The 14099-nt window shown below is 53.4% G+C and carries 15 protein-coding genes; 2 read left to right on the plus strand and 13 right to left on the minus strand.

The features are described from left to right. Positions 1–171: 171 nt before the first annotated feature. Positions 172–1296 carry a pyridoxal phosphate-dependent aminotransferase gene (locus GS620_RS20865; RefSeq protein WP_171617625.1) on the minus strand — a complete coding sequence of 375 codons (1125 nt, stop codon included), beginning with the start codon at positions 1294–1296 and terminating at the stop codon, positions 172–174. A gap of 41 nt (positions 1297–1337) precedes the next feature. Between GS620_RS20865 and GS620_RS20870 the strand changes: the two genes are divergently transcribed. Then, positions 1338–2093 carry an MBL fold metallo-hydrolase gene (locus GS620_RS20870; protein WP_171364182.1) on the plus strand — a complete coding sequence of 252 codons (756 nt, stop codon included), beginning with the start codon at positions 1338–1340 and terminating at the stop codon, positions 2091–2093. 49 nt (positions 2094–2142) lie between these two features. Here the strand turns inward: GS620_RS20870 and GS620_RS20875 are convergent, their stop codons facing one another. The 4 genes from GS620_RS20875 to GS620_RS20890 form a co-directional block, all read right to left on the minus strand. Further along, positions 2143–2871: an SDR family NAD(P)-dependent oxidoreductase gene (locus GS620_RS20875; RefSeq protein WP_171617626.1), complete on the minus strand. Its 729-nt coding sequence runs from the start codon at positions 2869–2871 to the stop codon at positions 2143–2145. Positions 2872–3185: 314 nt separating this feature from the next. Beyond that, entirely contained in the window at positions 3186–4451 is a 1266-nt protein-coding gene (locus GS620_RS20880) for a DUF2254 domain-containing protein (protein WP_171617627.1), read from the minus strand. Positions 4452–4495: 44 nt separating this feature from the next. Next, entirely contained in the window at positions 4496–4780 is a 285-nt protein-coding gene (locus GS620_RS20885) for a coiled coil domain-containing protein (protein ID WP_152456639.1), read from the minus strand. Positions 4781–4830: 50 nt separating this feature from the next. Then, positions 4831–5331 carry a Dps family protein gene (locus GS620_RS20890; RefSeq protein WP_171617628.1) on the minus strand — a complete coding sequence of 167 codons (501 nt, stop codon included), beginning with the start codon at positions 5329–5331 and terminating at the stop codon, positions 4831–4833. Positions 5332–5542: 211 nt separating this feature from the next. On the opposite strand from GS620_RS20890, the gene GS620_RS20895 reads away from it, so the two are divergent. Beyond that, positions 5543–5761, plus strand: coding sequence for a hypothetical protein (locus tag GS620_RS20895; protein ID WP_152456637.1), 219 nt, complete (start codon positions 5543–5545; stop codon positions 5759–5761). 239 nt (positions 5762–6000) lie between these two features. Here the strand turns inward: GS620_RS20895 and GS620_RS20900 are convergent, their stop codons facing one another. The 8 genes from GS620_RS20900 to GS620_RS20935 all read right to left on the minus strand — a co-directional run bounded on the left by GS620_RS20900 (position 6001) and on the right by GS620_RS20935 (position 14024). Then, entirely contained in the window at positions 6001–6975 is a 975-nt protein-coding gene (locus GS620_RS20900; RefSeq protein ID WP_171617629.1) for an adenylate/guanylate cyclase domain-containing protein, read from the minus strand. Positions 6976–7700: 725 nt separating this feature from the next. Then, the gene (gene otnC, locus GS620_RS20905) at positions 7701–8342 is read right to left on the minus strand and encodes a 3-oxo-tetronate 4-phosphate decarboxylase (RefSeq protein ID WP_171617630.1); all 642 of its coding nucleotides are present in this window, start codon (positions 8340–8342) and stop codon (positions 7701–7703) included. Next, complete coding sequence (gene otnK, locus GS620_RS20910) at positions 8339–9616, minus strand: 3-oxo-tetronate kinase (protein ID WP_171617631.1); 1278 nt, start codon at positions 9614–9616, stop codon at positions 8339–8341. The genes otnC and otnK overlap by 4 nt, the downstream gene beginning before the upstream one ends. Beyond that, positions 9613–10410: an N-acyl homoserine lactonase family protein gene (locus GS620_RS20915; protein WP_171617632.1), complete on the minus strand. Its 798-nt coding sequence runs from the start codon at positions 10408–10410 to the stop codon at positions 9613–9615. Before GS620_RS20915 ends, otnK begins: the two co-directional genes overlap by 4 nt. Continuing rightward, complete coding sequence (locus GS620_RS20920) at positions 10407–10694, minus strand: putative quinol monooxygenase (protein WP_171120689.1); 288 nt, start codon at positions 10692–10694, stop codon at positions 10407–10409. The genes GS620_RS20915 and GS620_RS20920 overlap by 4 nt, the downstream gene beginning before the upstream one ends. Then, entirely contained in the window at positions 10694–12205 is a 1512-nt protein-coding gene (locus GS620_RS20925) for a tripartite tricarboxylate transporter permease (protein WP_171617633.1), read from the minus strand. The genes GS620_RS20920 and GS620_RS20925 overlap by 1 nt, the downstream gene beginning before the upstream one ends. 4 nt (positions 12206–12209) lie before the next feature. Next, on the minus strand, positions 12210–12959 hold the full coding sequence (locus GS620_RS20930; protein ID WP_171233616.1) for a hypothetical protein: 750 nt from the start codon (positions 12957–12959) through the stop codon (positions 12210–12212). Between the two features lie 57 nt (positions 12960–13016). After that, entirely contained in the window at positions 13017–14024 is a 1008-nt protein-coding gene (locus GS620_RS20935; protein WP_152456629.1) for a tripartite tricarboxylate transporter substrate binding protein, read from the minus strand. Positions 14025–14099 lie beyond the last annotated feature (75 nt).

Raw genomic sequence — 14099 nt, forward strand, 5'->3', positions numbered from 1 at the left:
TTGTGTATTCGGCTGTTCCTTCTGCGAGATAGCGCGCCGACAGCGTTATTCTAGCGAAAGAACTTTCAACACAAGGTAGGCGAACTTGAACCACAATTGGGCTTAGTATCAGCTTTGATCGGGCTGTTCTGTTAGACCGACTTTGCAGCCAGAACCGTTAAAATGAGTGTCTTAAGTCTGCCAGTTCGCCAACAGTTCGCCCATGCGCTCTAGGCCAAGGTCGAGATTGGCAGCAGCACCTCCTCCGACGCCTAGTCGGACGTGGTTCTGCATCCCGTATGACGAGCCCGGTAAAAGAAATGTCCGATACGGATCGGCGAGCAAGCGTTTGGCGAAAACATCGCCATCAATCCCGTCAAGCCGTGCCAAACCAATCAACCCAGCCTGAGGTTTGACCCAATCGAGGCGGGGTTGTTCGGCAACAAACCGATCAAGGCGTTCCAGTGTTTTCATCCCATCTGCGCGCGCAGTTTTCATTGACTGATTGTATCGGTCAGGCCTTAAAGCGATTTCGGCAATGACTTCGCCGAGTATATTCATTATCTCGCTGGAGTTTTCCCGCAGAATTATGGCATCCCAAATCAGATCGGGATCACGGCAAATCATCCAGCCGGTGCGCAGCCCCTGGAGCCCCAATGCTTTGGAAACGCTGCCCGTCGTGATACCCCTAGGATACAAACCGGCAATCGAAGGGGCACGAGACCCGTTCCATTCCAATCCTGCGTAAACTTCATCAACAACCAGCCATGCACCGACACGGTCTGCAATTTGCGCAAGCCTTTCCAGCTCTGCCCGGGTCATCAGGCGGCCGGTTGGGTTATTGGGGTTGGTGACAAAGATGAGCTGCGTGCGTTCCGTTACTGCGGCTTCAACTTCGTCCAGCGGCAATACCCAACCAGCGCTCTCTTCTCGGTCTACAACTTTGAGAGTCGCGCCAACAGCCTCTGCCAATACGCCCGCTTGCGGCCAGCCCGGGCGTTCAGTTACGACTTCGTCACCCGGTTGGACCAATTGCATGAATGCAAGATAATTGGCTTCCGCAGCGCCTGCGGTGATCAGAACATCGTCTGGTTTGCAAACATCAGACAAGCCTGCGCGGTCCATCACATGTCGTCGTAAAGCAGGCAGGCCTCGAAAGCTCTTTTGGTTCCAATCCAGCGGCAGTGCTGGGTCCAACGCATCCATGAACTCACCCAAACGCGGAGACTCTGACAAGGAAAACCCAACGAAAGCTTCTGGATCCGCTTCGGTGGTATCCAGCAGGTACTGAAAAAGTGTGTGTATCTTGACTTTCATGCTGTACTCAAAATCCTTGTAGTCAATCAGGGAGAGAGTCTGTGCAAGCAGAAGGATTTGTCAAAGGGCGACCGAGTGACTTGGCAGTTCTGGACTACGGGCTGTTCAAGGTCCATTCCACCGGCCGCATTATTGGGATCTGCGGGTTTCTGATCCGGACGGACTTAGGAGAAGCGATACTCATCGACACTGGGTTTCCTGAAAAATACGCGACCGATACCGACGCCGCAGTCAAAGAAGATCGATTGGACGAGTTCGGCGAGGTCCTGAAGTGTGAACCAGACAATCTGCCACGCGCACAACTGGCAAAACTCGGCCTGACTCCGTCAGACATCACATTGCAGATTTGTACGCACACTCATATCGACCATATCGGCGCATTGGGCGACTTTCCAAGCAGTCCAATTCTTATCTCTTCCGCGGAGCGAGCCTTGCCTCGCCCATTGTATTGGGGCGATATACGGCCTTTGGAATGGCCCGACCAGGATTATCTCTTGGTTGATGGCGACGCAGAAATTGGACCGGGCATCTTCGTTTTGGCTTCACCCGGTCATGCGCCAGGTCAGATCGCCGTGATGGTAGATCTTCCTTCGGGTGCAATTTTATTAACGAGTGATGCAATATCCCGGCCGGCAGAAATCGACGAGAAGTTTGCAGGTTCGTGGGACGAAGATGCCGCAATTGCCAGCGCAGACAGGTTGATGCGTCTAGCATCCGAGCGAGATGCCTTTGTAATCTATGGGCATTGCCCAAAGCAGTGGCCCGTTCTGAAGAAAGCACCAGAAGTGTACCGTTGATCCCAACCTGTGGCTCACTTTTCCCGAAAAGTGATGTCGCGCCTGCCAGTTATCTGACGTCGCGCCCTTGATTCAGAATAATCACGTTCCCGCTGGAAACATCGCCGGCCGGCGAAATGAGAAAACTGACCCAAGAGGCGATTTGCTCGGGTAGCATCGCGCGACCATGCGGCATGGCACTAACGGCTTTCTCCAAGACTTCCTCGGTCAAGACATTGAACAAGGGTGTCTCGGTCATGGCAGGTGCCAGCGAATTCACACAGATTTTTTCGTTTGCGTATCGACGGGCAAGGTCCTTCGTAAGGGTATCCATAGCAGCCTTTGACGCCCGGTAGTGCGGAGGGTCGAAAACATCGAAATTGTAAGCTCCGTTCGAAGAGATATTTACAATCTTTTTGATGCCTTCGCGTTCCAACATCAACTGAACCGCCTGCTGGCAACAATGGAACGCAGAGTTAAAGTTGATTGCCATCTGTTTTTCGAGTTCCTCGGGCGGAATGTGCGGGAAGTCGGACATGAAGCAGGTGCCCGCGTTGTTTACCAAAGCATCCAGACCGCCGTGCGCTGACTTAATGCCATCAAACGTCTGAGCGATAGCCATGGAATCCGTTAGGTCAACGGAGATCGACTTGAAATCTGGGCCTAATTCAGTTGCCAGTTCGCCCAGACCCTCTTCATTAAGGTCCAGTCCAACGACGTGGAACCCATCTGCCCGCAATTGGCGGCAGATGGCCTTCCCCATCCCTCCCGCGGCGCCAGTCACAACCGCTGTTTTCATAGCAACTCCTCCCACCTTGGCATGAATTGGGGTACTTCGAATTAAAGAAGGAAACTCACAACCCTTTTATCTGAAAGCTGGGAAAGTCAATTCTGCTTGAATTCAGTGCCCGCCCGTTTTGGGCTTTATGTGGTCATTCCCTGCTATCTGCTTTTTAGCTGCTTGGCAGTCAAAACTGCCGTCTGCCTTCATCACCTGCATGCCGTCTTTTTTTAACTTGAAGGCAAGCCCGGCACTCAAGTACGTCTCGATATCACTGCGGATGGCCCAAGCACTTCTCCCCGGCAGAACGGGACTACGCGCGTAAGGGAAGTTTAACTAAGCCCTCGCATTGCAGTTTCGATTTGACCACAAAACTTATCAATATCGCGCTCCAGCATATCGCTTTCTCGGGTCTCATCTCTGACTGCGGTTAGTTCATCTACAATAGCCCGCGCTTCCTTTTCTGGAGCCGCTTCAGCAATGCGAACCAAAGCTCGAATAAGGGCGGCCGTCACAAGGCCATTGCCCCGAGCGGCGCGTCTTAGAGCTGGCATCGAGTCGTGAAACAATGACTCTGCCGTGATGGATGGGTAAACCACCCGCACGGCTCCGTCGTCATCTCGATACACACCCGTGCAGAGCTTGGACGACCACGCACGGGCCAGAGAGGCCGATAGACGGTCGATGCAGACAATTGCGGTGAACGTGTCGTTGACACCCGGCGATAATGCCCGAAGTGCGATTTCAACGAGAAGATGGACAGAAAAACGGATATCTCCGTTAGGGTCTCGCGCGGGGATCAACGGAGCTGCCGCTTGCACCAGATCATTGAGGCTCTCATCAATATCACCATGAACATTGGCCAAAATGTCCGATGGAACCATAAAGTCACCAGGCTGCACATCAAAAACGACGACTGCTCCTGCTTGTTTGGCCGCACGCACCAGTTCTTCGGTGTTGATCGAGTTCACATAACCAGTTCCCGAAGCCGGGACCGGGCGCTTGTCTCCCTCCTCGGGGATTGCCTCTGAAGATGGAATATCTGCACTGTTTTCGATGGCGGTGCTCACTTGGCGATCCAAAGCTTCAGAAATCCGCGCCGCCTCCTGATCAATGGTTACGCGCGTCGATACGGTATGGACGAAGAGCAGCAGCAATAGAACTGAGACGATTGAATAGATTATGCCAACCACCACGGCTAAGTTCACTGATGTGTCATCGCGTACCAACCACAAGATCATCAAGCTGTATAAAAACGTTGCTCCAAGTGAACCAACTGCAACCTGGTTTACCCTGTCTTCGCCAAAGCGTTGCAAGAGCCTAGGGCCAATAGATCCAGCTGCCAAGGTGTAGACCAGAAGAACAATGGAATAGACCATGACCAATGCGGACATGGATGCTGCCGAGATTGCGCTCAGTACATCGCTCGCAGTGCGATTCGAAACGCTGAGCCAATCGGACGCGGACCAACCCCACTTCACAAGCGCTTGCTCGGTCTTGAAGACAATCCCAGCCACCACAAGACCTGAAAGACTTATGGCGGCAGGGATGGTTAGGAACCCGCGAAAATATCTCACTAATTCTCTGGGTGTTTGCATTCCAGTCCCCATTCACAACACGCGCTTTCTTAACGAACTCTGCTTTACGCGAACCGGTCGGCCGCTTTTTTCAAAGCACTCTGCATGTCATTCCATGCAGCCTCGTAGCCCTCTTTGACGTCTTCCCAGGCCTCGTCGCTGGTCGACTTCAACTCTTTCAGCTGAGCTTCTGCGTCAGACCTTACCTTGTAGAGCTTGCTGAGTTGTTCCTCGAGCTCGATCTTGGCATCCGCTTCCGCCACTTTCAGCTTGGCTTCAAGAACATCAATCTGGGCATTCCAACTATCCAGTTGCAGCTGTGCCTTTTTCTCGTACCCAACACGTGTCATGAGTTTTCCTTTCTTCTCAAACGGTGGTTCAGATCGACGGGAGCCGCCCACTAGACCGCAACAATCGCCTTGAGCATCCAGACTGCTTCTTCATGCTTGGCCATCCTGGCGTTCATCAGATCCTCTGTAGCCCCATCGCCATAACGGGCGGCGGTCGCGGCAGTCTCACGCAGGTTTCGGGCGATCGCTTCATGGTCTGCAACCAACTGCTTGATCATACCTTCTGCGTCTTTGACCGTTTCTTCTTCGGTCAACTTTGCCTGGCTAACCATGTCAGTGAACGAAATCGGTGCCACCTGACCCAACGCGCGCACGCGCTCGGCCAATTCATCAGCGGCCTCAAACAGGTCACGATACTGACGCTCTGTAAGCTCATGGATCGGCAGGAATAGCGGGCCGACGACGTTCCAATGTGTGCCTTGCGTTTTCACCATCAGGATCATTGTATCGGCCAGTATTTCCGTCACCGCGTTGGCGATCCACGCATTTTTGTCGATGCCTGTATCGTTCGTTTCTTCCTGAACTTCAGACTTCAAAACTTGCTGTATCATTTTCACTCCATTTCGTTTCTTACAGAGTAGAAACTAGGGAGAAAATGGTAAATTTCAAATAAAATCATATACTTATTATAGGTATGCCACGCATAATGGGGCGCTTCATGATCATGGGTATCCAGCCCAACATGCCAACATTGATGTAGACACACAGGCCCATTGCCATACATGCTTGGAGTAACTGACGTAAGCTACTGAGGTCATGCCAGTGTCTGATCAAAATCGACCACCAAAGCGCACTGAAAAACTGCAACTGATGCTCGACCTCGAAGAGCTTAAGGCCATCGATGATTGGCGGTTCGAGAACAGACTGCCATCCAGAGCGGCCGCCATTCGTGAACTTATCCGTCGCGGTCTGATTTCCAATGAGTTCGAAGAACCACCTACTGACGCGCCATCCGGTGAGTTTCGTGTTGTGGACGAGTGATAGAAGCATCCACAGCGCATTTCGTCTTTGGAAGGACGTGACACTGACCCGACCGAACCATCCCGCGCGCGAGAAATCGTATGCTGATCTTGTTGCATACTGCACACGTGACAGTAGGGCGATAGCCGCAATCCACCGGAGTATTTTGGCGATTTTCTGTACTGTGCAACACAGTGCTTTGTACCCAACTGATCCGCGAGGGCACCATTCGACTTGTCGGGTTAAGTTAAAGTCAACGCTCAGTTATTCCACTGGAGCCGATATAGAACGTGGTGTCCACGGAGACCTTTGAGCAGTCTGGGTTCTAGGCCGGAAAACGAAAAACCGGTCTGTCCGGCAACCATGGCGCGGGTCACATCTGAAACGAGTATTTCACCTGCCACACCAGCCGTTGTAATGCGTGACGCCTTGTTGACCACGGTACCGAAAAAATCTCCAAGTGATTGCAAGACATCGCCAGTGTGAATTCCAATACGAATTCCGAAAAACGGCTCTTCGGATACCGACGCAATGGCCTTCTGAATTTTGATGGCAGCCGCTAATGCTTCTTTCGCAGACGGAAAGACAGACAACGTTCCATCTCCAAGGGATTTTACGAACTGGCCATGATGCTTTTCAATGATCGCCGACAAGACCCGGAAATGGTTTTCGATCAGCACCGACCAACGCTGATCACCCAACGCCTCTGCCAATGCCGTACTGCCCTCCACATCAGTGAAAAGTACCGAAGCTAAACCTTCGGTTTGGGTCAGCTCGGGCCCTTCATCGCGTGCGGCATCAATCAGTTTTTGGATGGCCAGCTGTTCCTTACCCACAAGTTCAATATTCGGAGTGGGTACTGAAGCGTGGCGATTGACGATCTTCCAGGCCGCTCCCTCCAGGACAAAAATCAGGACGGTGCGATAGAAGACGGCTTCATCAAAGCCGACAAACTGAATCTTATGGACAAAGGATGACCATCCCGTTTCTCCGTTTTCGAAGGCTTCCGCTTCAATTTCCTCGAAAACGACCGGTGCCGGGATTTCCGCAAAAAAGCCGCTAACCCCATCACGGACGGCTTGCCCGCTCCAATACTCGCCTTCGCCGGTTCCAACGAACCGAAGCTCTTCTGCCTTCGACAGAAAGTTCCGCAATTCCTCAGTATTCTTCTTGGTTCTGAGAATCTCATACCAACGCCTGGAAACTGCCAGCAGTTCAGGTGAGGAATGTATCATCGCAAGCAACCCGAGACGCTACATGGGAAGAGACTAAGAAGGCCTTGCAAACGGTATCCCCATTTTTCGAACGACGCAGGTCAATGCTGCCGCCGGGATTTGGTCAGATCAAGACTTTTGTGTTTCTTCAGGACATGACCTGAGCCCGTAATCCTCCTCCTGTGTTGCGTAGAGTCTTGCCAACTAAAGGACGGACAAGTGAAAGTGAGATTCACCGGCGAACAGATCATTCAGATGATCAACGAACAAGAAGCCTGCGAGAAGACGGGGATGTTTACAAGCACTTTGGGATCAGCCAGAGCACCTTCCACAAATACAAATCGAAGTATGGCGGCATGGAACCGTCTGACGAGAAGCTGCGTGCATTGGATTCCGAGAACCAGTGGCTGAAGAAGCAGCTAGGCCGCAAGTTCCGCCCACAGTTCATCAAAAACACCCCTGTATTTGAACCGCACGCTCCGCCGAAATCTAATTTTTGTCATCTAAACTGAAGTCCCGGTCACCCGTGAGAAATGAGACATTGAGAGCATAAGCGTTAGTCGGAGTCCGGTGCAGTATTTGCATTCGGCCAGCAAAGAACGCCCGCAATTGATAAGCCACACCGGGCTTAGGTGCCTCAAAACGCGGCTTTCTTGCTATAGATTCCGTTCATTAAACTCAAGTTTAACGCCCATAGCCCTGCACGATTCGCCCAAAAGTCTGCACAGTCAGTATCTGGCGTCGGATTAAATCCCTCCGAATGTCTCTTTGAGTTCTGCGACTTGTTCTGCATCCAACGTTCGGGTTGGCATCCCCCGCAGTGCCACGAGCAACTTGGCCGTTTCTTCCAACTCTTCTGCTGCACAGACCGCTGAGAAAAGATCCTTTCCCGAGACGACGGGTCCGTGGTTGGCCAACAGTACAGCACTGTATTTACCGCTCAGTTCGCGGATCAGGTCACCAGATTTCGGATCACCCGGCTTGACGTATGGAACCAGTTTGACCGTGCCGACGCGCATCACCACGTACGGCGTCAGCGGAGGAATACAATCATCTGGGTTGATGTCTTCCAGACACGACAGGGCGGTGGCCCAGGTCGAATGCAGATGAACCACGGCGCCCGTTTCTGGTCGAGTCTCATAAAAGGCCTGATGCAGAAAAACCTCTTTGGTCGGCTTGTCGCCAGAGAGGTGGTTTCCATCCAAATCAATCTTGGCGATGCGCTCGGGTTTGATATCTCCTAAAGTTGAGTTGGTTGGCGTCATCAGGATACCGTCGTGTAGACGAGCGGAGACATTGCCCGCAGTGCCGACGGAAAATCCACGCTCAAACAGCGAGGCACATAAATCCGACATCTGATGCCGCAATATCAATTCTTCAGATTTCATGTGCCTGCCTCCATCATTCTGAGAGCCTTCGAAAAGAAGTTCGGAGCGCCAAAGTTTCCAGACTTCAACGCCAGCGCGATGGGTTCAGTTTTTCCAACGCTCAGGACCGGCACGCCCGGGTCAATCTCTGGCCCAACCGACATGGCAGGAGAACCCAGTGCCGCAGACACAGCCTTGGCGACAGCGCCCGACGTCTCCCCTCCTGCCACCACCAATCGCTTGTACCCCGTCAGGACAAGTTCTCGCGCGGTATCTGCAAAGAGATTGTCCAGCTTTTCTGCTACTTCTTCCTGACCAAATTGGTTTTGGATCGCGCGCACATCTTCCGGGTTTCCCGACGAATATGCGAGCGGCGCCTGACCCAAGTGCGTTTCAAAGAATTCCAAAAGCGTTTGCGTGGTCACATCCCCGGACATGACGCCCGGAACATCAATTGCGAAGGTCGGATGGGAACTCGCATGAACATCGATCTGCTCACGAGTAGCGCCTGAGCAAGACCCCGCAAGGATCGCCTCGGGCCCCGTGAAACCAGGGAACACACTGCCAGCACTATTGGGTGAAGCCCCTCTCAAGAAGTTTCTTGGTAACCCCAGTGCTATACCCGATCCCCCAGTAATGAGCTTGGCATCCTTTAGAGTTTCGCCCCAGGCCAACAAATCTTCATCCGAAATCGCATCGCCAATCACAAATCGTTCGTCGGCGCTCTTCAAAGCAGCAGCAATCGCCTCGGATCCTTGCTTCACGGCGTCAATGGGCACCAACCCGACCGCTTCTTCGGTCTGACGCTGCAACCATCGCCGGATGTTTGCATCCGTCATCGGAGTAAGAGGGTGATTTTCCATCCCAGACTCGTGCAACAGCTTGCCGTGCACAAAAAGATGTCCCTGAAAAACGGTACGCCCCGTGGTGGGAAAGGCCGGACAGAAAACCACCTTTTGCTCATCCAACTCGTTGGCGAGTGCTTCCGCAACGGGGCCGATATTTCCCTCCATCGTGGAATCAAAGGTCGAGCAATACTTGAAAATGAACTGACCGCATCCTTGATCCGCGAGCCAGCGTAGGGCGCGCAAGCTATTTGCAACAGCTTCATCGACAGGTGCAGTGCGGCTTTTGAGAGAGATCACACCCGCTTCGATCGCCTCGTCCGCCGGGGTAGTTGGAATGCCTGTAAACTGAGCCGTGCGTAACCCACCTTCCGGCTCAACGCCCTTTGCCAAGGTGTTCGCAATATCACTCGCACCAGTGAAGTCGTCCGCTATGACGCCGATCTTCATAATTTGATGTCCTTCGTCGGCCCTGGATCCAACCTATGGATATGCGGCGCTGCTCCGACGGGATAAATCTCGCGCACAAGTGGATCGTGGCCGGGCACTATGAGTCGAGGATGCGAAGCCAACCTCTCGAGCGTCTCGAAACCGTCCATCATGTCCTGCAGGTCGACAACGATGGGAAAGGCTTTGCGCGCCATGAAATTCTCGTAGTAATGCGAGGCATCTGAGGCGAGTACCATCCATCCGCCTGACGTCCTTACCCGAACGCATTGCAACCCGCGCGAATGCCCCCCGATGCAGTGCACGGTCACCCCATCTGCTATCTCGGCTTCTCCGTCGTAGAATATGACGTGGCCTGAATAGAGACGCTTTACGACCTCGCAAATATGGCCCGCCGAGAAAGGCGCACGCAGATGGTCGTGGCACATACAGGGGCCCGTGGCGAAGGCCATTTCCGCCGATTGCATATGCAACTTCGCGTTAGGGAACATATGCAGCCCCCCCGCGTGGTCATAATGAAGATGGGTCACGATGACATCGGTCACCGCTTCGGGCGAAATACCCAAGGGCCGCAAAGCCTCGCGAGGGTCCATCGCGATGGGACGACCCCGGGCAGTGGCCTCGCCGCTATCGTAACCAGTATCTACCAGAATGACTTTGTCGCCGCGTTTGAGCACCCAAACGAAGTAGTCCATCGCATGAGGCGCGTCGTGATTGTCATCGATGATGAAGCTATCAGCTCGCGTCCGGGCATTGCGATCTGCATATTTGACGGCGTGGATTTCCCAATCGTTCATCGGATGACCTCGGAATACTGGTGAACAACTTTGGCTTCTATCATATCAGCCACCGCAGCATCGAAGGACTTGAAATGCGGGCTTTCGAGGTGAACACCGAACGCGGCAGCGTCCTCATAAACTTCGTAGAGGAACACCGTCTCGGGATCGTCACCGAGGCAAACGTCAAACTGATGGCATCCGGGTTCTTCACGCAAAGAGGTTGAAGCGTTTTCGACCATCAGCGGTAAAAAGGTGTCTGTCGTACCGGGCTTGAGAGTGAAGGTGACAGTAACCGCAAACATCAGACAGAAATTCCTTTTAGGCGTGAGAAAGCGCGCTTTGCGACAGGCAGTTGGCTGAGGATCAGACCAATGTTGAGCAGCAGCAGAATGGTCGCACCGGGTCGTGAAAAGAAGACCGAAAGATCCCCGTCCGACAAGAACAGCGACCGGCGGAAGGTTTCGTCAAACAGGCTTCCCAGAATAACACCAATCACCAACGGGGCGATTGGGTATTTCATCAGGTTCATGAAATAGGCAACGGCACCCACACCAAGCATCAGATAGAGATCATTGATGCCCCCACCAACGCTGAAAGATCCAATTGTTGTCAGAACCATAACGACGGGCAAGAAGATGGTCTGCGGGATGGCGAGTATCTTGATAAATACCCGAGCCGTGAAAAGCCCCATCAGGAACATTGTCAGGGATGCCAGCACAAGTATTGCAACCACGCGCAGAATGATCTCGGGGTCTATCGTCGGGCCTGGGATCACGTTGTTGATTTTGAAAGCGCCCATCAAAGCGGCGGCCGGTGGCGAACCGGGAATGCCCAACACCAAAAGCGGGATCAGAGCACCACCAATACAGGCATTGTTTGCAGTCTCAGAGCACAACAGACCTTCCAAAGAGCCTTTTCCGTATTTGTCGCCCTCGGCAGATACAGTCTTACCGACACCGTAGCTAACCCACCCGGCGACATCTTCGCCGACGCCGGGAAGTGCTCCTACCCCAGTTCCAATCACTCCTGACCGGCCAATGGTGGGCAGGTAGCGTCGGATGGAGCGTAGGTTCGGAAGAATGCGACCTTTCAGGGCCAGAACTTTCCCGGCCTCAACGTGCCTCAATCCATCAATGATTTGGGGGATCGCAAAGGCCCCCATCAAAACTGGCACAACCTGAAATCCGCTCATCAGGTAAGACCAGCCGAAAGTATAGCGTGGTTCAGACAACAGCGGGTCGAGCCCCACCATGGACATCGCAAGCCCGATCAGACCAGCGATCCATCCCTTGATCACCAGGTCTTCGCTCATCAAGGTGCCAGAAAGCAGAATGCCGAACAGGGCCAACAATGCTTTCTCCGGGCTTGCGATGTTCTTTGAAACCAAAAGCAGCGCCCAGACGAAAATCAAAAGCGTGATGGTCCCGATTACTGTGCCAATGAAACTGGCCGTCGTGGTGAGCCCTAATGCTTCGCCCCCTCGACCCGCTTTGGCCAGAGGATAGCCATCCATGGCCGTTGCCGCGCTGGCTGCTGTGCCCGGTATATTCAATAGAATTGAGGGGTAAGAGCCGCCGTAAATCGCGCCCACATAGGCGCCGAGCAATGCGATGAGTGAATAGTCCAATGGGATCTTGTTGCCGAAGAATCCCGTCAGGATCGTCACTGCCAGCGTTGCCGTCAGGCCCGGCAATGCTCCAAATGCGATGCCCAGGAATACGGATGCGACCAAGTACAGATAGGTCAGCGGGTCCACTGCCAGGCCCACGAAAGCGGCCCCAAATCCAGCCAGTTGCGAAAGGATAAAGTCCATCCGGTCAGTCTTTCCAAAGCGGACGAAGCGTCACGTAATAGTGGTATTCGATTTGCTTGAAGATCAGTCCGCCGCGCGCGGGCACGTTCTGCCGGAATACAAAGGCCATCGCGCTTACAAGGATGAGCGGGGCAAGTATCGCCACCACTGGAACGAACCGCAAAACGCGTTCAGTAACCGCTTTGGTCAACACCACAAGTGTAAGCGTGACCCAAACGGCCAATGTAAACCAATCATCACCGTGTTCATTCCAATCCGCCTGAGCAGGAAACACGGCGAACGCAAACAAACCGGCAGCGACAACTGCGACACAGGCCACCAAAGCACGCCGCGCATGACCCCCGTAGTAGCCGTAAGTCAAAGCCGTGATCAGCAACCCAGAGCACAGAATGAAGTCCACTCTGGGAACCAGTCCGACGACATATGCAAGAAGGATCAGGCCTATTGTTGAAGCACGGTAGGCTTCGCACTTATCCCATCCAATCCCCAAGGCACTGAACGCGTTTTGAGCTCCGCCCGAACGGACCGAAATAGCCAGCAAAACGAAGGAAAGGACAAGTAACCCGCCGAAGATGAATAACGGTACAATTGCAGCCGAGTTGTACCAATCAGATCCACTTACACCGGCGCGGTTTTCACCCCAAAGTGGAATGTCCAATGTCTTCCAAAGGAAAAAGAGGGACACTGTGATAAGAGCAATCGATGCCCAAAAATCGCGCGTCCGCAGGATCAGTGTTTCGTCAGGTTTGTCCATGGCCTGCCTCCTTCAGGAAAGGGCGCGATCGAACGCGCCCTTTCAAAATTGATCGGATTAGGGCTTCTCGATACCCAGCGAGGCCGGATCGACAGTGGCAGCACCAAGGTCCTGCAAGGTATAGGCAAAGGTAGCCTCAAGGTTCGCAAACAATTCTTGAGCTTCTTCGCCGTGCTGACCGCCGACATCGTAGTTGTTTGCCGCAGCCCATTCAGCGACGGTGTCGGACGCAATCGCCTGCTCGAACGCATCGCCAAGCGCAGCCTTTACGTCATCTCCGGCTGAACTGTGAACTGCAAACCCGATGGCCTGTTTGAGCGGCAGATACTGGTCGAGCCCGTCATAGATGCCAAAGGCAGATGGCACTGTTGTGCCAGCAATCTGCGCATCTTCGGGCGTCAACATCGCAAGCGGTTTCAATTGGCCACCCTCGATCAACGGGGCCTGTTCAGCCAGTGAAGTCACAACCAACGCAACTTCACCCGCTATCGCCGCTTCCTGCCCGGGTGCTGAGCCTTTGTATGGAACAAATTTGAATTCCGCACCGGACCCTTTTTCGATGGCCAGAAGGTTCAAGTGGTGGATCGAACCTGCACCGGACGCCGCTGCTGGAATAGTACCCGGAGCAGCTTTGGCTGCGTCGACCAGTTCTTCCAGCGTATTGTAAGGGCTGTCCGCTGGAACCGAGATCAGATCAGGCGATCCGCCGACAATAAACGGATACCAAAAATCAAATTTCTTGTCCCACCCCCCCTGCACAGCGGCCGTGACATTCGATTCTGACAGCCCGACCAATGTATAACCATCGTCTGGTTGGTTCATGACATAGACCATGCCGTTGGAGCCTGCGACCCCACCTGTTTGATTGATCACATTGATCGAGACCGGAAGGTGTTTTTCCATTTCGGCCATGATCATTCGGTTAATCGTGTCCGTGCCGCCACCGGCCCCCCAGACCACAGCTGTGGTGATATCACGATAGGGATAATCCTGCGCGGCAGTTGCCCCTGCGATCCCGGTCGCCATCACGGCTGCAGCCGCTAACCGCCCTAGCTTTAGTTTCATTTCCAAGTCCTCCCAAAACAACTTCGCGTTTATTGTTGCATTTATTTGCGTATACATTAAAGAATGCATTGTCAA

This window comes from Ruegeria sp. HKCCD6428, from assembly GCF_013110595.1.
GTDB lineage: Bacteria > Pseudomonadota > Alphaproteobacteria > Rhodobacterales > Rhodobacteraceae > Ruegeria.